This is a genomic window from Enterobacter hormaechei subsp. hoffmannii (assembly GCF_001729745.1).
In the GTDB taxonomy this organism is placed as follows: Bacteria; Pseudomonadota; Gammaproteobacteria; order Enterobacterales; family Enterobacteriaceae; genus Enterobacter; species Enterobacter intestinihominis.
In genome coordinates this window covers 1,674,992-1,693,788 of record NZ_CP017186.1, presented here as the reverse complement: position 1 = coordinate 1,693,788, position 18,797 = coordinate 1,674,992, and the positions used below count along the sequence as shown (strand labels likewise).

The following is an 18,797-nucleotide window of genomic DNA, read 5'->3' as shown; positions in this document are numbered from 1 at the left end:
AGTCAAAACATGCCCAGTTTCAAGACATGTCAAACAGGTCAGAGTCTTATCTGTTCATCTGGAACAAAGACATACCCTGCATATCGCTAAAGGCTTTATACGAGGCCTGCAACGCCGCCTGCTGCATGGTGTAGGACGAAATCACCGAGTTCCAGTCTACGTCAACCAGGTTACTCATCTGCTGGGTCTGCCCCAGCGCGCGGTCTTCACCCAGAGCGTCCAGCTTGCCCAGCTCGTCCAGCTTGATGCCGAGATCGGCGCGCACGGTCAGCACGTTGTTGAGGGAGTTGCTCAGGCCACGGTTGGCTTTATCAATAGCCGCCGTAAATGCTTCAGCCTTCGTTTCGTCATCGCCAATCGGCTTATTCAGCGCTTCAATTGCGGAGTCGAGGATCTTGAACAAATTCGTTTCCGGCGTACTACCATCTGGCTCTGGCTTCGCATTGCTGGTGAAGCTATCGAAAACTTCAGTGCCCGTATGGCTGATTTGCATCGTGCGCGCAGAGTCAACCTGCTGGCTGATTGGCGTTCCGCCGCCCTTATAATCACCCGTAGCCTGGTCGAAAGCCGCCGCTTCGGTTTTGTAACCGGAAAAAATATAGCGACCGTTACCGTCCGTGCTGTTAGCCAGGTTCATGAGCTGATCGCGAATACCTTGCAGGTTCGTTGCCAGCGAAGCGCGGTCATCGTCACTTAACGTACCGTTGCCCGCATTGACAATCTTTTCCTGAGCAGCCTGGATAGCGGTTGTCACTTGCGATAACACGTTTTCTTCCAGCGAGACTTTCGTCGTAGCGAAGGAGCGCGCCAGCGCATACTGGCTATTTTGCGTTTGGGCCTGAGAGAGCACAACGGCCTGCGAAGCGGCAATCGGATCGTCAGACGGACGGTTGATACGCTTCCCCGTAGACATCTGCTCGCCGTAGCTGAGCCAGAGACTTTGGGAGTTCGTCACGCCACGCATGCTTTGCTCATACATCATTTGAGTACTAATACGCATTTTTTATGCCTCAGCCTTAGCGGATATTGATCAATGCATCAAACAGCGTGCTCGCCGTTTGCAGCACCTGCGCATTCGCCAGATAGTACTGCTGATAGCGTTGCAGGTTGCCATACTCTTCGTCCAGGTTAACCCCGGAGATTGACTGCTGTTGTTTGGTCAGCTGCGTAACAACGTTAACTTTGGTTTCGCTGCTGGTTTTCAGCGACGCCGTGGTGCTGCCCACCGTACTGACCAGCGCGGCATAAGCATCGTTAAAGGTTTTGTTCCCCCCCACCAGCTTGGCGCTCTGCAAATCCAGCAGCTTTTGGCCATTGGTATTGTCGCTTTCGCCGCTTCCTTGCGCGGAGGCCATCGCCAGTTTGGATTCGTCGCTGATCGCAACGTCCATATTCACGATAACGTCATTCACCGGCTTCACGATAAAGCTGTCTTTATTATTGGCCGAGCCGCTAATGTTGACGTTGAGGCCATCAAACGAAAAATTACCGCTGGTATCCGGCATAGCCGTGAAGCTGGTGTTGTCTGACAGACGGGTGATGGTCCAGTCAGTACCGTTATACTCAACTTTGTAGTTTGTCGCCTGGACCTTGGTACTGTCCGTCATCGTTGCCGTCACGGACGCGCTTCCGGTGTTCTTACCGTTACTCAGCACTGCCGGGGAGCCAAAATCAAACAGCTTGCCGCCTTTATCCCCGTTGGCATCAAAGCCCGCCTGGTGCTGGGTATTCATGGCATCCGCAAACGCCAGCGCCATCTGGTTAAGCGTATTTCGCGCCTGATCCAGATCCTGAGAACGGAACGTTAACAGCCCCCCAAGCGACCCCGTGGTGATCTGTTTTTCCGAGATCTCCACGTTGCCCGCTGCGGCATCCACATACGCAATCGTTGTACGTGCAGGGTCCGCGCTGGATTTCACCGCAGCCAGCTGGCTGGCGTTGCTGCCCTGTACCAGGGTGTAGCCGTTGGCGATAGAGATGTTGTAGGTGCCGCTGTCCTGTACGGTCACGTCCACACCGACAATTTTGTTCAGTTCGCTCACCAGCTGATCGCGCTGATCGAGCAGTTCGTTCGGGGATGCGCCCGCCCCTACGCCAGTCAGCCGGGAAATCTGATCGTTAAGGTTAGCAATCTGCTTCGCGTAGTTATTGATCTGATCGACGCTGGTAGAAATCGCCGTATTGACCTGCGCATCCTGATCGCGGAGATATTGATCGTTAGTTTTGAACTGGTTTACCAGACCATCTGCCTTCCCGAGTACCGTCTGGCGTGCAGCCGGATCTTCTGCGTTACTCACCAGCGTTTGCAGGCTTTTAAAGAAATCCTGGAGGTTGGCAGAAAGCGAGTTCGTGGTATCCGACAGCACGTCGTCAATTTTCGACATCTGCTGGTAGCGCGTGGTCAGGCCGCTGCTCTGGTTCTGCGCCGCGCGCAGCTGGTTGGTAATAAACGCATCATATTCACGCTGAACGCCGGAGACATAGACCCCGTTACCCACCCAGCCGCCGCCGGTCAGGGTGCTGTTTGATGCGCCCAGAATGGTAGTCTGGCGGGTATAACCTGCCACGTTGTAGCTTGAAATATTATTACTGACGGTATTGAGTGCCGACTGCGCAGCACTGAGGCCACTCATGGCGCTGTTAATCAAACTGGACATGGGGGTTCCTTTTATACGTTCAGACACGAGTCCTGATGAAGGTTATCGGCAACCTCCACCGGGACTTGAGAACTTTCAGAACAGATTTTCGAGATCTGTGCTATACGCTTTGCTGACCTTCTCAGACATGGATTTCAGCTGTTGGATCATGCTGGTCAGCTTGCGTGCATAGTTTGGATCGGTCGCGTAGCCGGCATTCTGCAATGCCTGAGCGCCCTGCTCTGGCGTGGTGGCCTGGGTCACGGCGGTGTAGCGCGGATTCCGGCTCAACAGCCCGACATAATCCGACAACGCTTCCAGATACGAGCTGTAGACGCGGAATTTGGCTTTCACCTTCACTGCCGCACCGTTCTCATATTCGGTGGTGGTAATTTCCGTGGTCGGCCCCTTCCAGCTGGAGGTGGCCTTCACGCCAAAGATGTTGAAGCTCGGCTCGCCGTTCTCCCTGCGGATCTGACGTTGCCCCCAGCCCGACTCCAGCGCCGCCTGCGCCAGAATCAGATGGTGTGGCACGCCGCTTTCTTCACTGGCAAGACGTGCCGGCAGGGAGAGCTGCGCCAGGAAGTCTTTGCTGTCGCCGGAGAGCGGCTCGTCACGCGTTTCTGCCGGCTTTGGCATCGCCTTACGCACCATCTGGGTCAGCGCCTGATTTTGATAACTGGTCACCTTTTCCAGATCAAACTTCAGCGGCACCTGCGGCGGAGCCTCTTCAGGTGGCAGCCCCTGAGCGGCTGCGGTCTGTTTCACAATCATGTCCGCCAGGCCGAGCCCCTTTCCGGCGGTCATTTGCTGGGCAATCTGCTGATCGTACATGCTGGTGTAAAGCCGTGTGGAATCGCTGCTGAACATGCCATCTTTCGGCAGGGTTTCACGCATGCTTTTCAACATCATCTGCACGAACATGCCTTCCACCTGACGGGCAACCGGGCGGATATTCGCCGCCGGATCCTTGCCCGCTTTGGTTTTCAGCTCGTTGAGCGACTGGGCATCCCAGGCGGCACTGGTCAACAGTTTGCTATCGGTCAGCATTTAGATGATTTCCAGTTTGGCGCGCAGGCAGCCTGCACTTTGCATGGATTGCAGAATGGACATCAGATCCATTGGCGTTGCACCCAGCGCGTTCAGGGCACGCACCACGCTGTTCAGGTTGGCGCTGGAGCGCACGCTCTGCAACGATCCGCCGCTCTGTCGTAAATCAATCTGCGTTTGCGGGGTCACTACCGTCTGACCGCCACCAAACGGGGTATCCGGCTGGCTGACGTTGGCCGAGCGGTTAACCGTGACGGAGAGATTGCCCTGCGCCACGGCGCAGCTGTCCAGCGTCACTTCGCGGTTCATCACCACCGATCCGGTACGGGAGTTGATAATGACTTTTGCATCCTGCACCGACACGTTCACTTCCATATTCTGGATATCGGCCAGCATCCGCACCTGGTTGCTGCTACCGGTTGACGTGCGGATCTGCACGGTGCGGGCATCCAGCGCGGTGGCGCTGCCGTAACCCCGGCTGCGGTTGATGGTGTCAGCAATCTGCTGCGCCATCGTGAAGTCTTCGTTATTCAGTTGCAGGTTAATGGTGTTGCCGGTGCCGAACTGGGTCGGCAGCTCACGTTCGATGATCGCGCCGTTGGTAATACGTCCCCCGTTCAGCTGGTTCACCTGCACGCTGCTGCCGCCCGCCGACGCACCTGCCCCGCCAACCAGAATGTTGCCCTGCGCCAGAGCATACACCTGGCTGTCGACGCCTTTCAGCGGCGTCATCAACAACGTACCGCCGCGCAGGCTTTTGGCGTTACCCATCGACGAGACAACCACGTCGATGGTTTGCCCCTGACGCGCAAAGGCCGGATAAGACGCGGTCACCATCACCGCCGCCACGTTTTTCAGCTGCATGTTGGTCCCCGCCGGTACGGTAATACCGAGCTGAGAGAGCATGTTGTTAAGGCTCTGGGTGGTGAACGGCGTCTGGGTCGTCTGGTCACCCGTCCCATCCAGCCCCACCACCAGGCCGTAGCCAATCAGGGAGTTTTCGCGCACGCCCTGCACGCTGGTGAGATCGCGAATGCGATCGGCCTGCGCAACGGTAGCGACCAGCGACAGCGCCACGGCGAAGAGAAATTTATACATAGGTCACCTCGCTTACATCGGCGATAAGTTAAGGAAGAAGCGTTGCAGCCAGCCCATATTTTGCGCTTCGTTGATGTAGCCGTTGCCGACGTACTCAATGCGCGCATCCGCCACCTGTGTGGACGGTACGGTGTTGGTGCCGCTGATGGTGCGAGGGTTAACCACACCGGAGAAGCGAATGAATTCCGTACCCTGGTTAATGGCGATCTGTTTTTCGCCCACCACGTGCAGGTTGCCGTTCACCAGAACCTGGTCAACCGTTACCGTCAGCGTTCCGCTGAAGGTATTGCTGGCGTTCGCGCCACCTTTACCGTTAAAGGTGTTGCCGCCGGAGGCTTCCACATCCGCACGGGCGTTGCCGAAAAGCCCTTGCAGATAGCGCGGTACGGTGTCGAAGCCAAAATTGGTTTTGCCGTCGCGGCTGGCGTTCGCCGACGAGCTCTTGCTCGCGCTGACGTTTTCCTGCAACACAATGGTCAGCGTATCGCCGACGTTACGCGGACGACGGTCTTCAAACAGCGGCTGATAACCGTAGTTAATCGGCTGCGCGGTCTGGAAAATAGAGCCGTTCACCACCGGCGAGGGGCCGGGAACGGGTTGGGCGGTAGTCGCACCCTGTACCAATGGTTTAGACGGGATCCAGGCACACCCGCTGAGGGTGACAGCCAGAACAGTCAGGATCGGATAACGAAACGCCGCGTTTTTTTGCATTGCCTTCATCTTCGAAAACAGGGAGCCGGTGCGACGTTTACCGCACCGGGCTACACCTTAGAGTTGCGTCAGTTTTTGCAGCATCTGGTCGGTCGTCGACACTGCTTTACTGTTAATTTCATAGGCGCGCTGGACCTGGATCATATTCACCAGCTCTTCCGCCACGTTAACGTTCGAGGTTTCCACATACCCCTGGTACAGCAGCCCCGCACCGTTCAGGCCGGGGGTACTTTCATTTGGCGTGCCGGAAGACTGCGTTTCGGTGTAGAGGTTCTCACCGATGCTTTCCAGTCCGGTATCGTTCATGAAGGTCGTCAGGTTGAGCTGACCAACCTGAACCGGCGCGGCCTGACCTTGCTGAGTGACGCTGACGATACCGTCACGGCCAATGGTGATGCTCAGCGCGTTCGCCGGGATGGTGATCGCAGGCTGAACCTGGAAGCCGCCCGCCGTCACCAGCTGACCATTCTGATCCACCTGGAACGAACCATCGCGGGTATAGGCGGAGGTCCCGTCAGGCAGTTGCACCTGGAAGAAACCCTGACCTTTGATGGCAACGTCTTTGCTGTTGTTGGTCTGGGACAAGTTGCCCTGGCTGTGCAGACGCTCGGTGGCGACCGGGCGTACGCCGGTACCAATTTGCAGACCGGACGGCAGCGTGGTTTGCTCAGAAGACTGCGCCCCTGGCTGACGAATCGTTTGATAAAGCAAATCTTCGAAAACCGCACGCTGGCGCTTGAAACCATTGGTGCTGACGTTTGCCAGGTTGTTGGCAATTACATCCATATTGGTTTGCTGTGCGTCCAGACCGGTTTTCGCGATCCATAAAGAACTGATCATAGGGAGTCCTGTTAACTCATAGCCAGAAGTTGGTTAGCCTTGCCTGCGTTTTCATCGACGCTGCTGATGATTTTCATCTGCATTTCGAAGCGGCGGGCGCTGGCGATCATGTCGGTCATGGCTTCGACCGGTTTGACGTTACTGCCTTCCAGCACGCCGGACATCACGCGGATGGTCGGGTCGGCCTGTAACGTGGCGCCACGCGTGGCCTGCGCCGCCTGAGTCAGACGGAACATCCCGTCATCACCACGCTGCACTTCATTGCCTTCCGCTTTCACCAGCTTCAGACGACCGACAGGCGCAACGGTGTTGGCCGGGTCGCCCGGATTCAACGCCGAGATCGTCCCGTCTGCCGCAATGGTCAGCTCTGACCCTTCCGGCACCGTCAGCGGACCGGCTTCGCCCATCACCGGATGCCCCTGAATCGTCAACTGTCCGGTGGCGCTCACCTGAATGTTACCGTTGCGGGTATACCCTTCTGCGCCGTCAGCCGTTTGCACCGCCAGCCAGCCGTCCTGCTGAAGGGCAACGTCCAGCGGACGCGCGGTGTAATCCATCTGGCCTGGCGTCATGTCGGCGCCCGGCGTGGAGGCGGTGACCAGCGTACGCGTGGGCAATGACAGCCCTTCTACCGGCACCGCACGCAGTGCGTTGAGCTGTGCACGAAAACCAGGCGTGGAGGCGTTCGCCAGGTTGCTGGCGGTAACAGCCTGCTGATTGAGCGTCTGGCTTGCTGCGCCCATCGCTGTATATATTGCGTGATCCATTGCGCTTTCCCGTCAGCTGCTTAACGCAGGTTAACCAGCGTGTTGAGGATCTGATCCTGGGTTTTGATGGTCTGCGCGTTGGACTGGTAATTACGTTGCGCGACGATCATGTTCACCAGCTCTTTACTCAGATCGACGTTGGAGGCTTCCAGCGCACCGTTAGTCAGCGTGCCGAAGTTACCGGAACCCGCGGTTCCCAGCAGGGCAACCCCGGAAGACTGCGTGGCAGACCAGACGTTATCCCCTTCGGATTTCAGGCCTTCGTTGTTGGCAAAGTTAGCCAGCACGATCTGGCCCAGCACTTGGGTCTGTTCGTTGGAGTAGTTACCGACAACGGTGCCGTCATCGTTGATCTGGTAGCTCACCAGATCGCCCGGCTTATAACCGTTCTGGCTCGTCGCCACGATGTTGTTCGCACCGGTGTTCTGTTGCATGGAGTTCGCGAAACTCATTTTGAAGGTTGCCGCCGTTGCACCAGTGATCTCCCCGGTCTCGATATCGACTTCCCCACCGCCGGTCAACACACCGCTCTCATTAAAGACCAATGTGGTTGCCAGTTTCGCTGCATCTCCCGCTACGCTGCCGTCCTGCGAATACACCTTCCAGGAGTTAGCTGGAGTAGCGTCTTTGACATAGAACAGGTTCATGTTGTGCGCATTACCCTGGCTGTCAAACACCGTCACGGTGCCTTTCTTGTTGTAAGAGTCAGGGTTGGTCGGGTCGAATGCGACGGTTGGCGCGGTATCGGTGGAGTTCAGGTTGATCTGCTGAGAGGCCGTGGTGGTGGACTTCGCCGCCATCAGCGTCGTTGGGATGGTGATCGCCTGCGGATTCGCACCGGTTTGCACCGTCGGCGGCGTGCCGGCAACCGGATAACCGGTTAACTGTAGCCCCTGCATGTTCACCAGGTTACGGTTTTCATCCAGCTTAAACTGGCCGTTGCGGCTGTAGAACACGGAACCGTTGGCATCCACCATACGGAAGAAACCGTTCTGGCTGATGGCGACATCCAGACCACGACCGGTGTTGGTGGTCGTCCCGTCGGTGAAGTCCTGGGTGATACCCGCAACCTTCACGCCCAGGCCCACTTTAGAGCCTGCAAACATATCTGCAAAAGACGCAGAACCGGATTTAAAACCATAGGTCGCGGAGTTGGCGATGTTGTTGCCAATGACGTCCAGGTTGGTGGCCGCAGCATTCAGGCCGCTGACCGCTTGAGAAAAGGCCATGACTTACTCCTGATAAGTATGAAGGCTTAGATAATCTGCCGAACTTCGTCGAGTGTGGTGGTACCGGAGGTACCCAAATCCAGTTTGTTGCCATCGCTACCTTTGATGACGCCCTGAACCAGGGCAAACTGTAGCGGCTGAGCCACCAGCTGCGTGGTGCCGTTGCTGGCGCTAATCGCAACCTGATACGAGCCGTTAGGCGCTTTAGTGCCGTCGGTCAGGCTGCCATCCCAGGTAAAGGTATGAACGCCCGCTTTAAGCTCGCCAATCTCAATCGTGCGCACCACGTTGCCGCTGGCGTCTTTGATGGTGGCGGTGACTTTGTCGGCTGGCTGCTGCAACTCAACGCCAAACGGCGTCGTGGTGGTGGTGGACGTGCCATCGGTGGTGCTGGTGCCCGCCAGAATCGTGGTCCCCGGGATCATCACCCCGTGACCGATCAGGTTGGCGGCCTGCAAGGACTGGCTGTTATCGATTTGACCGGAGACCGAGCCGAGCGTGGTGTTCAGTTTCTCAATGCCGCTGACGGTACTGATCTGCGCAAGCTGCGTGGTCAGTTCGTTATTCTGCATCGGATTGGTCGGGTCCTGATTTTTCAGCTGTGCCACCAGCAGGGTCAGAAAGCTGCTCTGTAAATCGGAGGCATTGCTCCCGGTGAGAGAGCTGGAACCGGTTGCACTACTGGTGCTGTTGACGCCGGTATTTGTCGGGTCATTCACGTTTACGGCGATGGACATGCGTGTCTCCTTTACTGGCCGAGAGTGAGTGTTTTGAGCATCATGCTCTTCACGGTATTAAGCACTTCGACGTTTGCCTGGTAGCTGCGTGACGCGGACATGGAGTTCACCATCTCCCCGACCACATCCACGTTCGGCATTTTCACGTAGCCGCTGGCATCCGCGAGCGGGTTGCCTGGCTCGTAAACCAGCTTGTCGGGCGCCTGGCTCTCAACCACGTCCGCCACTTTCACGCCGCCCGTTGCCGCACCCGGTGCAGCATCAACCTGGAAGACGACCTGTTTAGCGCGATACGGTTGTCCGTCAGGTCCGGTCACGCTGTCGGCGTTGGCCAGGTTACTGGCTGCCACGTTCAGTCGTTTGGACTGCGCCGTTAATGCCGAACCGGCGATATCAAAAATATTCAGCAAGGCCATTTACTAATTGCCCCCCTGCAGGACGGTCATCATGCCTTTGATTTGCCCGCCGAGTAGCGTCAGGCCTGTCTGGTATTGCAGGCTGTTATCGGCAAACTGTGTGCGCTCCCGGTCCATGTCGACGGTATTGCCGTCAAGCGAGGGCTGATCGGGGACACGATAAAGTAAGTCAGTTGTTGGCGCGGTCATCGCCTGAGCGGGAATATGCCGTGAGGATGTCAGGGCAAGTGAGACACCCGTCCCTTCGGCACGTCCACGCTCCATCACTTTTTTGAGTTCACTGGAAAAATCAATATCGCGCGCCTGATACCCGGGGGTGTCCGCGTTGGCGATATTGGCGGCTAAAATTTCCTGCCGCTGGGCGCGTAAGTTGAGCGCTTCCTGCTGAAAACGTAACGCGGCGTCGAGTTTATCGAGCATGTCTCCTCCGCTGATGAGAAAATTTCAGTTCACAGCTTAAATCTCACCCCGTCTCCCCTATCGACGGAATAAGCGCAAAATGCGTCGCTATTTGTTGCGTTGATGGAAAACCACTGCGGGTAGAATTTGCTTAATTCTGGACATGGTGGAACGTGCGATGCGGACTTTTAAACGTGGCCTTGCGGCGACCCTGCTGCTTTTGAGCCCTCTTGTGCAGGCTGAGGGGTTAGAGAACCAGCTCAATGCATTCTTTGCGCAGAAGCTGGCCGGTTTCAGCGATGACGTACGCGTGACCGTACGCACCCCGCCTAACCTTTACCCTTCCTGCGAAGCCCCGTCATTTAGCGTGACCGGCAGCACCCGATTATGGGGCAACGTGAATGTGCTGGCGCGTTGCGCCAACGAAAAACGTTATTTACAGGTTGCGGTTCAGGCGACAGGCAATTATGTTGTCGCCGCCGTTCCCATTCCCCGGGGCAGCCTGCTGCAACCAGACAGCGTAACGCTGAAGCGAGGCCGTCTGGATCAGCTTCCACCGCGGACGATGCTGGATATTAACCAGGCTCAGGAGGCGGTCAGCCTGCGCGATGTCGCCCCTGGACAGGCGATACAGCTCTCTATGCTGCGCCAGGCGTGGCGGGTGAAGGCGGGACAACAGGTGATGGTGGTCGCCAATGGCGAAGGCTTTAGTATCAACAGTGAAGGAAAAGCGCTGAATAATGCCGCAGTGGCGCAAAATGCCCGGGTCAGAATGTCCTCAGGCCAGGTGGTCAGCGGCACGGTCGGTCCTGATGGGAATATTCTGATTAACCTGTAATCTTTTTAAAGATTTCGCGGCGACTGCCGATAAATATTCAACAAATGATGATGTCAGGCGCAAACGCCGCGAACCCTCGATGAGGACAACACTATGAGCATTGATCGTACATCAGCCCTGAAGCCGGTTAGCACTGTACAACCTCGCGAAACGAATGAGGCTGCCCCGCAAAAAACGCGTCTGGAAAAAACCTCGACGGCTAACAGCACCAGCGTCACGCTGAGCGATGCGCAGTCGAAGCTGATGCAGCCAGGCAGCAGCGATATCAACATGGAACGAGTTGAAGCGCTGAAAACGGCTATCCGTAACGGCGAACTGAAAATGGATACCAGCAAAATCGCTGATGCGCTGATTCAGGACGCACAGAGTTTCCTCCAGAGTAACTAACCGTATGAGTCGACTGTCAGAAATACTGGATCAGATGACGGTGGTCCTGAACGACCTGAAAACGGTGATGGACGCAGAACAGCACCACCTCTCTTCTGGTCAAATCAACGGCAGCGCGTTGCAACGCATTACTGAAGATAAAAGCTCGCTGCTGGCGACCCTGGATTATCTGGAAAAACAGCGACGCGCTGAGCAAGACACGAAACGCAGCGCCAATGATGAGATCAACGAACGCTGGCAGACCATTACAGAAAAAACCCAGCATCTTCGCGATCTCAACCAGCATAACGGCTGGCTGCTGGAAGGTCAGATTATCCGTAATCAGCAGGCGCTTGAGGTGTTAAAGCCCTATAAAGAGCCGGGGCTGTACGGTGCGGATGGTCAAACGGCCACGGCACGTATCACGGGCGGGAAAAAGATTTCGATTTGACGCACTAGCGGCATGTCATGAAGCGGGGAGCACCTTCTGGTGACTCCCCTTTTGGCGTTTATACCGTGCGGCGGGTAAACTCTTTCACCTTGAAGCCAAGCACCGCCAGCGTGGCAAAGTACGCCACCACCCCGACCACCACCACGGCCATCAGACGCATCAGGCGGTAAGGCATGGTGCCCTGCGCCCATTCAGGCATGACATACAACATGCCAACCAGCGCGGCCGCCATCACTACTACCGCGATCGCCAGACGCAGCAGGAAGCTTGCCCAGCCCGGCTGCGGGGTGAAGATATCCTGCTTACGCAGCTGCCAGTACAGCAGCCCGGCGTTGAGACAGGCCGCCAGACCAATCGACAGTGACAGACCCGCGTGTTTCAGCGGACCAATAAACGCCAGGTTCATCAGCTGCGTCATGATCAGCGTCACAATGGCAATCTTAACCGGCGTTTTGATGTCCTGACGTGAATAGAAGCCGGGCGCAAGCACCTTCACGACAATCAGCCCCATCAGCCCCACCGAGTAGGCTACGAGCGCACGCTGGGTCATGGCGGCATCAAAGGCGGTGAATTTTCCATACTGGAACAACGACACCGTCAGCGGTTTCGCCAGGATCCCCAGCGCCACCGCGCTTGGCAGCGCCAGCAGAAAACAGAGACGCAGACCCCAGTCCATCAGGCGGCAGTATTCATCGTGGTTGCCGCTGGCGAAACTTTTCGACAGCGACGGCAGCAGAATAGTCCCCAGCGCCACGCCCAGCACCCCGGATGGAAACTCCATCAGACGATCGGCGTAGTACATCCAGGACACCGAGCCCGACACCAGGAAAGAGGCGAAGATAGTATTGATGATGAGCGAGATCTGGCTGACGGACACGCCGAGTATTGCCGGTCCCATCTGTTTGATAACGCGCATTGCGCCCGCATCTTTGAAATTAATGCGCGGCAGAACCAGCATGCCGATCTTTTTCAGGTGCGGGAGCTGGTAAGCAAGCTGTAACACCCCGCCGACGGTCACGGCCCAGGCCAGCGCCAGCACCGGTGGGTTAAAATGCGGCGCGGCGAACAGCGCAAAGCCAATCATGCTGACGTTAAGGAACGTGGGGGCAAAGGCCGGCACGGAGAAGCGGTTCCAGGTATTCAGGATGGCACCCACCAGCGACGCCAGCGAAATCAGCAGAATATAGGGGAAGGTTATCCGCAGCAGTTGCGTCGTCAGGGCAAATTTATCCGCCGTGTCGGCAAAGCCCGGCGCCGTTACCATGATTACCCAGGGCGCTGCCAGCATCCCCAGTACGGTCACGATCGCCAGCGCCAGCGTCAGTAAACCGGAAACGTACGCCACAAAAACGCGGGTGGCATCTTCGCCCTGCTTGCTTTTATATTCCGCGAGGATCGGGACAAATGCCTGTGAGAAAGCCCCTTCGGCAAAAATACGGCGCAGCAGGTTCGGCAGCTTGAACGCAACGAAAAAGGCGTCAGTCGCCATCCCTGCGCCAAAAACCCTTGCTACAATGGCATCGCGAGCAAAGCCAAGCACGCGGGAAAACATGGTCATCGAGCTGACGGCCGCCAGCGATTTTAATAAGTTCATTAACGTGAAGTTCCACAACCCTACGGATTTCCAGGACGGATAAGCGAAAGCGCCACCCGGCAAAGCCAACAAGCGGCGCTTAGTCTAACCGGATTTTAACGAATTACTATCGGCAGATGTTACAGCGAGTTATTCCGACATCGCTTCGCGCCAGAGTCGTTCCACGATGCGCTGCGCCAGAATGGCCTGCTCCCCGGACGTTTCAGGAACCGTCTGATTCTGCACGCAGGTAATGAAGTGACGCGCGCAGCCCACAAAGCCACGCTGCTCCAGGGCGCTCTGCCAGCCGGGAACGGGTAACGCGAGCACGCCATTGCCCTTCTCTTCCCGCCACTCTCGCATATCGGTGACGTCATACAGCGCGCCATCCGTAACAGCCTGCACGGACTCGCGCTGGCTGCCCGCCCGACGATGCATGCTGGTCGTCACCTGTAAATGCTCAACGGCAAAATGATGTTCGGCGTAAACCATTTCACCCTGCTCGTTGGTCAGCAGCGTGCCGCTTTGCAGCTGGGCTTTTCCGTTACTCAGCCACAGGGCCGTATCCACGACGTGGAGATAATCATCCAGCAGCGTGAACCGCAGATCGTTCGGCCCCACGCTGTCGGTACGGTGCTTATCCATACGCAGAGAGGCAAACGAGCCGGACTGCGCTTTAAGCTTCTGATAGAGCGGCGCAAAACGGCGGTTGAAGCCGACCATCAGCGTCAGCTTTTTACGCGCGGCCAGCTCAATCAGTCGTTCAGCATCCTGCACATTTTCCGCCAGAGGCTTATCAACGCAGACGTGAACGCCTGCGTTCAGCAACTCGCTCACCACCTGGAAGTGCGTCGCGGTTGAGGTATGCACAAATACCGCATCACATTCACGGGCTAAATCCTGGAGTGAGCCAGCATAAGGGATGCGCCAGGTTTTGCAGATGCGCTCTGCTTTCTCGCGAGTGGGCGACCACGCCCCTTGCAGCGTCCAGTCTGACGCGGCGCCTAAAACGGGCAGCCAGGCTTTTTGCGCAATCCCGCCCAGCCCCACCACTCCAATGCGTAATGTAGTCACGGTTAATCTCCCAGGTGTGCGAGTAAAGCATCCAGACGCTGCTTCAGCCCGGCAACCTCGTCTTCCAGGGCTGCCACGCGCGCAGTCAGGCTGTCGTTTGATGCTGGCGTGTCGGATTCGACGGCAAGCGTAGAGGACTCCACGTCGCCGCTAAACAGGTGCATGTAGCGGCTTTCACGCTTGCCCGGCTCGCGGGCCAGACGCACCACGTAAGGACCGTCCTCGCGTGAGGCTAATCCCTCCAGCGTCTGTTCAACGTCCTGCATATCCTGAAACTCATGCATGCGGGAGGCGCGTGTGCGCAGTTCACCCGGCGTCTGCGCCCCGCGCAGCAGCAGCGTGGTGATAACCGCCACTTCTGCGGCGCTGAGTTTTAAATCGCCAAATTCGGAATTACAAAAGCGCTGTTCATATTTAGTGACGCGATTACCGAAGCCGCTGACGGTGCGCAGGTAGTGGCGCTTCACCAGCTCATCAAGGATATCCTGCACCTCGTACTCGCCAAGGTTCATCACCGGCTCACGGTTCGTCTTTTGGTTGCAGGCCATCGTGACGGCATTCACGGAAAGAGGATACTGTTCCGGCGTCGTAACCTGCTTTTCCAGCAGGCAGCCAATCACGCGCGCTTCGGCGCCATTTAACTGATATTTCATCTTTTCTCCTTAACGACCCGCGGTCCACTCCTGCGTGGTGAGCGCGGTGAGGACATGGTCCCGCCACTCGCCGTCAATCAGCAGATAATCTTTGGCATAGCCCTCTTTCTCAAACCCCAGGCGGGCCAGCAGATCGCCGCTGCGCTTATTGTGCGGCATGTAGTTCGCCATAATGCGATGGATATGTTGCGTGCGCTGCATGTAGCGAATCGCCGCCGTCAGCGCCTCAAACATGAGCCCCTGCCCCTGCCATTTCTGGCCGATGGAATACCCGAGATAGCAGGCGTGAAACGACCCGCGTACTACGTTTGAAAAATTGGCAATGCCAACGATCTCTTTCTCTTCCGGATCGAGAAGCGCGAAATAAAACGCACTTCCCTGTTTGTGAAATTCCGCAATCATACTGAGGCGCGCCTGCCAGCCAGAGGGGTAGCAATGGCTCTCGTCCCGAACGGGTTCCCAGGGTTTTAAAAACTGGCGATTCTCGGCGTAATAATCCGCCAGACGCCAGGCATCACGCTCATGCACCAGACGAACGACCAGCCTGTCCGTCGTCAGACGCACTTTTGGCACATTACTGCGATAGCCAAACATCGATACCACTCCTTCCCGTCGCTTCTGCTCTGCCTGTTAGCTTTACTATACCTGCGCCTGTGCCTTCTGTGAAAACAGTGACATACCATTTTTATCGCTTTTCACATTTTTCGATGAGAACTCTCTATCAAAGCACCTTTTTGATAAAAAAATATTGTCGCCAGCAGGTATGTGAAAAAGCGCGGCGACACCGCAGAATATTAGCGTGCTCACCTTTTATTTTCCCTGGAGGGAAAATGTCCCGCGTATCACAGGCCAGGAGCCTGGGTAAATATTTCCTGCTCGTCGATAACATGCTGGTCGTGCTCGGCTTTTTTGTCGTTTTTCCACTTATATCGATTCGTTTTGTCGATCAAATGGGCTGGGCGGCGCTAATGGTCGGGATCGCGCTGGGCTTACGCCAGTTTGTACAACAGGGTCTTGGCGTGTTTGGCGGGGCAATAGCCGACCGCTTTGGTGCGAAACCGATGATCGTCACCGGCATGCTATTACGTGCGGCGGGATTCGCCACGATGGCAATCGCTCATGACCCCTGGCTGCTGTGGTTCTCCTGTTTCCTTTCCGGGATTGGCGGCACCCTTTTCGACCCACCGCGTACCGCGCTGGTGGTTAAGCTTATCCGTCCGCAACACCGGGGTCGTTTCTTCTCAATTTTGATGATGCAGGACAGCGCTGGCGCGGTAGTGGGCGCCCTGCTGGGAAGCTGGCTGCTGCAATACGATTTCCGCCTGGTCTGCGCCACCGGCGCGGTGCTGTTTATTCTCTGCGCGCTGTTTAACGGTCTGTTTCTGCCTGCATGGAAGCTGTCGACGGTAAAAGCGCCGGTGCGGGAAGGGCTTGACCGCGTGCTGAGCGATAAACGCTTCGTCACCTATGTTTTAACGTTGACCGGCTACTACATGCTCGCCGTGCAGGTCATGCTGATGCTGCCGATTATGGTTAACGATATTGCCGGCACGCCGGCGGCGGTAAAATGGATGTATGCCATTGAGGCCTGCCTTTCTCTGACTCTGCTCTATCCGATTGCCCGGTGGAGCGAGCGCCGTTTCCGGCTTGAGCACCGTCTGATGGCCGGGCTGTTGCTGATGACGCTGAGCATGATGCCCATCGGCCTGGTGAGCTCACTCCAGCAGCTGTTTATGCTGATTTGCACCTTCTATATTGGCTCAATCATTGCCGAGCCGGCCCGTGAAACCCTGAGCGCGTCACTTGCCGACGCCCGGGCCCGTGGCAGCTACATGGGCTTCAGCCGTCTCGGACTGGCGCTTGGTGGCGCGCTGGGTTACACCGGTGGCGGCTGGCTGTTTGATGCCGGAAAAGCGCTCCATCAGCCGGAGCTGCCGTGGGTCATGCTCGGTATGGTCGGCTTTATGACGCTGATTGCCCTCTGGTGGCAGTTCAGTGATAAACGCAGCACCCGCGGGATGCTGGAGCCTGGCGCCTGACCTTCTGGGGGAGGATATTTACCTCCCTTCACTATCAGTTTTTTCTGCTGGTTTCTCCAGGATCACCCTGACATACTGGCGTATCAGGACAGATGCGCCGATTTTATGTTGAGGAACACCATGAAAAAGATCGTTATTGCCGCTGCGTTAATTGTCAGTGGGCTGCTGGTGGGATGTAACCAGCTTACGCAGTACACCGTCAGTGAGCAGGAAATTAATCAGGCGCTGGAAAAACATAATAACTTTTCAAAAGATATCGGCGTGCCCGGCCTTGCGGATGCACATATCGTCCTGACGAATCTCGCCAGCCAGATTGGGCGCGAGGAGCCTAACAAAGTCACCCTGTCCGGCGATGCCAGCCTGGACATGACCTCGCTCTTCGGCAATCAGAAAGCGGATATCAAGCTGAAGCTCAAGGCGCTGCCGGTCTTCAATAAAGAGAAAGGGGCAATTTTCCTGCAAGAGATGGAAATCGTCGATGCGGTCATCACGCCGGATAAAATGAAACCGGTGCTGCAAACGCTGATGCCTTATCTCAACCAGTCGTTACAGAACTATTTCAACCAGCAGCCCGCCTACGTTCTGAGCGAAGACAAGAGTAAGGGCGAATCTCTGGCGAAAAAATATGCCAAAGGGATAGAGGTGAAACCGGGTGAAATCATCATTCCTTTCACCGACTAAATACTCCGGGCGCTCAGGCGCCCGTTTTTTTTAACGGAATAGTGTGCAAACGAAAACGTTTCCGCTTATGATTTGTGTCCGGCAAAAACAGCCATCTTATGACTGATCCCTTTCAAGCCGGAGCTTCCATGACTGTACAATCCCAGGTTCTCAAAATCCGCCGCCCAGACGACTGGCATATCCATCTTCGTGATGGCGACATGCTGAAAACCGTCGTGCCGTATACCAGCGAAATTTATGGCCGTGCGATTGTTATGCCTAACCTGGTTCCGCCAGTCACCACCGTCGAGGCCGCGATCGCCTATCGCCAGCGTATCCTTGACGCCGTTCCGGCCGGGCACGATTTTACTCCGTTGATGACCTGCTACCTGACGGACTCGCTGGATCCCAATGAGGTTGAGCGCGGATTTAACGAAGGTGTGTTCACCGCCGCGAAGCTCTACCCGGCAAACGCCACCACCAACTCCAGCCATGGGGTGACGAGCATTGACGCCATCATGCCCGTTCTGGAGCGTATGCAAAAACTGGGAATGCCACTGCTGGTGCACGGGGAAGTGACCCACGCTGACATTGATATTTTCGATCGCGAAGCGCGTTTTATCGAAACGGTCATGGAGCCGCTGCGCCAGCGTCTTCCTGGGCTGAAGGTAGTGTTTGAACACATTACGACCAAAGATGCCGCAGAGTATGTCCGGGATGGAAACGAATTGATTGCCGCCACCATCACCCCGCAGCACCTGATGTTTAACCGTAACCACATGCTGGTGGGTGGCGTTCGCCCACATCTGTATTGTCTGCCGATCCTCAAGCGCAATATCCACCAGCAGGCGCTACGTGAACTGGTCGCCAGCGGCTTCCCGCGCGCGTTCCTCGGCACGGATTCCGCCCCGCATGCCCGTCACCGAAAAGAGGCTAGCTGCGGTTGTGCAGGCTGCTTTAACGCCCCGACCGCCCTGGCAAGTTACGCAACCGTCTTTGACGAGATGAACGCGTTAGGCCATTTCGAAGCCTTCTGCTCCCTTAACGGCCCGCGTTTCTACGGTCTGCCGGTTAATGACACGTTCATTGAGCTGGAGCGCAAAGAAAGCCAGGTTGAAGCGTCGATTGAGCTCACCGACGATACGCTGATCCCCTTCCTGGCCGGTGAAACCGTAAGCTGGACGGTAAAAAGCTAAAAAATTGTCATCCCCCTGTTGTCAAACCGCCAATATAACTGTATAAATAAACAGTATATTACAC

At 56.5% G+C, this 18,797-nt stretch carries 21 protein-coding genes; 6 read left to right on the top strand and 15 right to left on the bottom strand.

All coding sequences use genetic code 11. The annotated features are described in order from the left end of the window. Positions 1-46: 46 nt before the first annotated feature. The 11 genes from flgL to flgB form a co-directional block, all read right to left on the bottom strand. Positions 47-1,000, bottom strand: a complete 954-nt coding sequence (gene flgL, locus BFV65_RS07940) for a flagellar hook-associated protein FlgL (protein WP_032624480.1) — start codon at positions 998-1,000, stop codon at positions 47-49. Positions 1,001-1,016: 16 nt separating this feature from the next. Further along, positions 1,017-2,657, bottom strand: a complete 1,641-nt coding sequence (gene flgK / locus BFV65_RS07935; protein WP_069596444.1) for a flagellar hook-associated protein FlgK — start codon at positions 2,655-2,657, stop codon at positions 1,017-1,019. A gap of 75 nt (positions 2,658-2,732) precedes the next feature. Further along, on the bottom strand, positions 2,733-3,686 hold the full coding sequence (gene flgJ / locus BFV65_RS07930) for a flagellar assembly peptidoglycan hydrolase FlgJ (RefSeq protein WP_063147631.1): 954 nt from the start codon (positions 3,684-3,686) through the stop codon (positions 2,733-2,735). Beyond that, a complete protein-coding gene (locus BFV65_RS07925) occupies positions 3,687-4,784 on the bottom strand; it encodes a flagellar basal body P-ring protein FlgI (RefSeq protein ID WP_022647728.1) in 1,098 nt (365 codons plus the stop codon). 12 nt (positions 4,785-4,796) lie between these two features. Continuing rightward, positions 4,797-5,495, bottom strand: coding sequence for a flagellar basal body L-ring protein FlgH (gene flgH, locus BFV65_RS07920; RefSeq protein ID WP_023299788.1), 699 nt, complete (start codon positions 5,493-5,495; stop codon positions 4,797-4,799). 57 nt (positions 5,496-5,552) lie between these two features. Continuing rightward, positions 5,553-6,335, bottom strand: coding sequence for a flagellar basal-body rod protein FlgG (gene flgG, locus BFV65_RS07915; RefSeq protein WP_000625853.1), 783 nt, complete (start codon positions 6,333-6,335; stop codon positions 5,553-5,555). An 11-nt stretch (positions 6,336-6,346) separates the two neighbouring features. Then, positions 6,347-7,102 (bottom strand): flagellar basal body rod protein FlgF, encoded by a 756-nt coding sequence (locus tag BFV65_RS07910; protein ID WP_022647727.1) that lies wholly within the window; start codon positions 7,100-7,102, stop codon positions 6,347-6,349. A gap of 20 nt (positions 7,103-7,122) precedes the next feature. Beyond that, positions 7,123-8,331, bottom strand: coding sequence for a flagellar hook protein FlgE (flgE, locus tag BFV65_RS07905; RefSeq protein ID WP_069596443.1), 1,209 nt, complete (start codon positions 8,329-8,331; stop codon positions 7,123-7,125). A gap of 26 nt (positions 8,332-8,357) precedes the next feature. Then, positions 8,358-9,068 (bottom strand): flagellar hook assembly protein FlgD, encoded by a 711-nt coding sequence (gene flgD / locus BFV65_RS07900; RefSeq protein ID WP_003857994.1) that lies wholly within the window; start codon positions 9,066-9,068, stop codon positions 8,358-8,360. Positions 9,069-9,079: 11 nt separating this feature from the next. After that, the gene (gene flgC, locus BFV65_RS07895; RefSeq protein WP_003857997.1) at positions 9,080-9,484 is read right to left on the bottom strand and encodes a flagellar basal body rod protein FlgC; all 405 of its coding nucleotides are present in this window, start codon (positions 9,482-9,484) and stop codon (positions 9,080-9,082) included. 3 nt (positions 9,485-9,487) lie between these two features. Next, positions 9,488-9,904, bottom strand: a complete 417-nt coding sequence (gene flgB / locus BFV65_RS07890) for a flagellar basal body rod protein FlgB (protein ID WP_045622629.1) — start codon at positions 9,902-9,904, stop codon at positions 9,488-9,490. 157 nt (positions 9,905-10,061) lie between these two features. Between flgB and flgA the strand changes: the two genes are divergently transcribed. The 3 genes from flgA (at position 10,062) to flgN (ending at position 11,538) form a co-directional block, all read left to right on the top strand. Further along, entirely contained in the window at positions 10,062-10,721 is a 660-nt protein-coding gene (gene flgA, locus BFV65_RS07885) for a flagellar basal body P-ring formation chaperone FlgA (RefSeq protein ID WP_022647723.1), read from the top strand. Between the two features lie 93 nt (positions 10,722-10,814). Beyond that, positions 10,815-11,108 carry a flagellar biosynthesis anti-sigma factor FlgM gene (gene flgM, locus BFV65_RS07880; RefSeq protein WP_003858002.1) on the top strand — a complete coding sequence of 98 codons (294 nt, stop codon included), beginning with the start codon at positions 10,815-10,817 and terminating at the stop codon, positions 11,106-11,108. A 4-nt stretch (positions 11,109-11,112) separates the two neighbouring features. Beyond that, positions 11,113-11,538, top strand: coding sequence for a flagella biosynthesis chaperone FlgN (gene flgN / locus BFV65_RS07875; RefSeq protein ID WP_022647721.1), 426 nt, complete (start codon positions 11,113-11,115; stop codon positions 11,536-11,538). A gap of 58 nt (positions 11,539-11,596) precedes the next feature. On the opposite strand, the gene murJ is transcribed toward flgN, so the two are convergent. From murJ to rimJ, 4 genes are all read right to left on the bottom strand, one after another. After that, positions 11,597-13,132 (bottom strand): murein biosynthesis integral membrane protein MurJ, encoded by a 1,536-nt coding sequence (murJ, locus tag BFV65_RS07870; protein WP_017384735.1) that lies wholly within the window; start codon positions 13,130-13,132, stop codon positions 11,597-11,599. Between the two features lie 129 nt (positions 13,133-13,261). Then, on the bottom strand, positions 13,262-14,185 hold the full coding sequence (locus BFV65_RS07865; protein ID WP_069596442.1) for a Gfo/Idh/MocA family protein: 924 nt from the start codon (positions 14,183-14,185) through the stop codon (positions 13,262-13,264). Between the two features lie 2 nt (positions 14,186-14,187). After that, a complete protein-coding gene (locus tag BFV65_RS07860; RefSeq protein ID WP_045307934.1) occupies positions 14,188-14,838 on the bottom strand; it encodes a YceH family protein in 651 nt (216 codons plus the stop codon). Between the two features lie 9 nt (positions 14,839-14,847). Further along, positions 14,848-15,432 carry a ribosomal protein S5-alanine N-acetyltransferase gene (gene rimJ / locus BFV65_RS07855; RefSeq protein ID WP_003858007.1) on the bottom strand — a complete coding sequence of 195 codons (585 nt, stop codon included), beginning with the start codon at positions 15,430-15,432 and terminating at the stop codon, positions 14,848-14,850. Between the two features lie 236 nt (positions 15,433-15,668). Between rimJ and mdtH the strand changes: the two genes are divergently transcribed. The 3 genes from mdtH to pyrC all read left to right on the top strand — a co-directional run bounded on the left by mdtH (position 15,669) and on the right by pyrC (position 18,733). Next, the gene (gene mdtH / locus BFV65_RS07850) at positions 15,669-16,877 is read left to right on the top strand and encodes a multidrug efflux MFS transporter MdtH (protein WP_022647718.1); all 1,209 of its coding nucleotides are present in this window, start codon (positions 15,669-15,671) and stop codon (positions 16,875-16,877) included. 120 nt (positions 16,878-16,997) lie between these two features. Further along, positions 16,998-17,558 carry a lipoprotein gene (locus BFV65_RS07845; RefSeq protein ID WP_022647717.1) on the top strand — a complete coding sequence of 187 codons (561 nt, stop codon included), beginning with the start codon at positions 16,998-17,000 and terminating at the stop codon, positions 17,556-17,558. A 128-nt stretch (positions 17,559-17,686) separates the two neighbouring features. Continuing rightward, positions 17,687-18,733, top strand: coding sequence for a dihydroorotase (gene pyrC / locus BFV65_RS07840; RefSeq protein WP_063853809.1), 1,047 nt, complete (start codon positions 17,687-17,689; stop codon positions 18,731-18,733). Positions 18,734-18,797 lie beyond the last annotated feature (64 nt).

Excerpts from the sequence above, each read along its gene's own strand:
- flgJ (WP_063147631.1), bottom strand. The coding sequence starts at position 3,686 with ATGCTGACCGATAGCAAACTGTTGACCAGTGCCGCCTGGGATGCCCAG.
- flgN (WP_022647721.1), top strand. The coding sequence starts at position 11,113 with ATGAGTCGACTGTCAGAAATACTGGATCAGATGACGGTGGTCCTGAAC.
- flgH (WP_023299788.1), bottom strand. The coding sequence starts at position 5,495 with ATGCAAAAAAACGCGGCGTTTCGTTATCCGATCCTGACTGTTCTGGCT.
- rimJ (WP_003858007.1), bottom strand. The coding sequence starts at position 15,432 with ATGTTTGGCTATCGCAGTAATGTGCCAAAAGTGCGTCTGACGACGGAC.
- flgG (WP_000625853.1), bottom strand. The coding sequence starts at position 6,335 with ATGATCAGTTCTTTATGGATCGCGAAAACCGGTCTGGACGCACAGCAA.
- flgB (WP_045622629.1), bottom strand. The coding sequence starts at position 9,904 with ATGCTCGATAAACTCGACGCCGCGTTACGTTTTCAGCAGGAAGCGCTC.
- BFV65_RS07860 (WP_045307934.1), bottom strand. The coding sequence starts at position 14,838 with ATGAAATATCAGTTAAATGGCGCCGAAGCGCGCGTGATTGGCTGCCTG.
- murJ (WP_017384735.1), bottom strand. The coding sequence starts at position 13,132 with ATGAACTTATTAAAATCGCTGGCGGCCGTCAGCTCGATGACCATGTTT.
- pyrC (WP_063853809.1), top strand. The coding sequence starts at position 17,687 with ATGACTGTACAATCCCAGGTTCTCAAAATCCGCCGCCCAGACGACTGG.
- flgE (WP_069596443.1), bottom strand. The coding sequence starts at position 8,331 with ATGGCCTTTTCTCAAGCGGTCAGCGGCCTGAATGCTGCGGCCACCAAC.
- BFV65_RS07845 (WP_022647717.1), top strand. The coding sequence starts at position 16,998 with ATGAAAAAGATCGTTATTGCCGCTGCGTTAATTGTCAGTGGGCTGCTG.
- flgL (WP_032624480.1), bottom strand. The coding sequence starts at position 1,000 with ATGCGTATTAGTACTCAAATGATGTATGAGCAAAGCATGCGTGGCGTG.
- BFV65_RS07925 (WP_022647728.1), bottom strand. The coding sequence starts at position 4,784 with ATGTATAAATTTCTCTTCGCCGTGGCGCTGTCGCTGGTCGCTACCGTT.
- flgA (WP_022647723.1), top strand. The coding sequence starts at position 10,062 with ATGCGGACTTTTAAACGTGGCCTTGCGGCGACCCTGCTGCTTTTGAGC.
- flgD (WP_003857994.1), bottom strand. The coding sequence starts at position 9,068 with ATGTCCATCGCCGTAAACGTGAATGACCCGACAAATACCGGCGTCAAC.
- BFV65_RS07910 (WP_022647727.1), bottom strand. The coding sequence starts at position 7,102 with ATGGATCACGCAATATATACAGCGATGGGCGCAGCAAGCCAGACGCTC.
- flgK (WP_069596444.1), bottom strand. The coding sequence starts at position 2,657 with ATGTCCAGTTTGATTAACAGCGCCATGAGTGGCCTCAGTGCTGCGCAG.
- mdtH (WP_022647718.1), top strand. The coding sequence starts at position 15,669 with ATGTCCCGCGTATCACAGGCCAGGAGCCTGGGTAAATATTTCCTGCTC.
- flgM (WP_003858002.1), top strand. The coding sequence starts at position 10,815 with ATGAGCATTGATCGTACATCAGCCCTGAAGCCGGTTAGCACTGTACAA.
- flgC (WP_003857997.1), bottom strand. The coding sequence starts at position 9,484 with ATGGCCTTGCTGAATATTTTTGATATCGCCGGTTCGGCATTAACGGCG.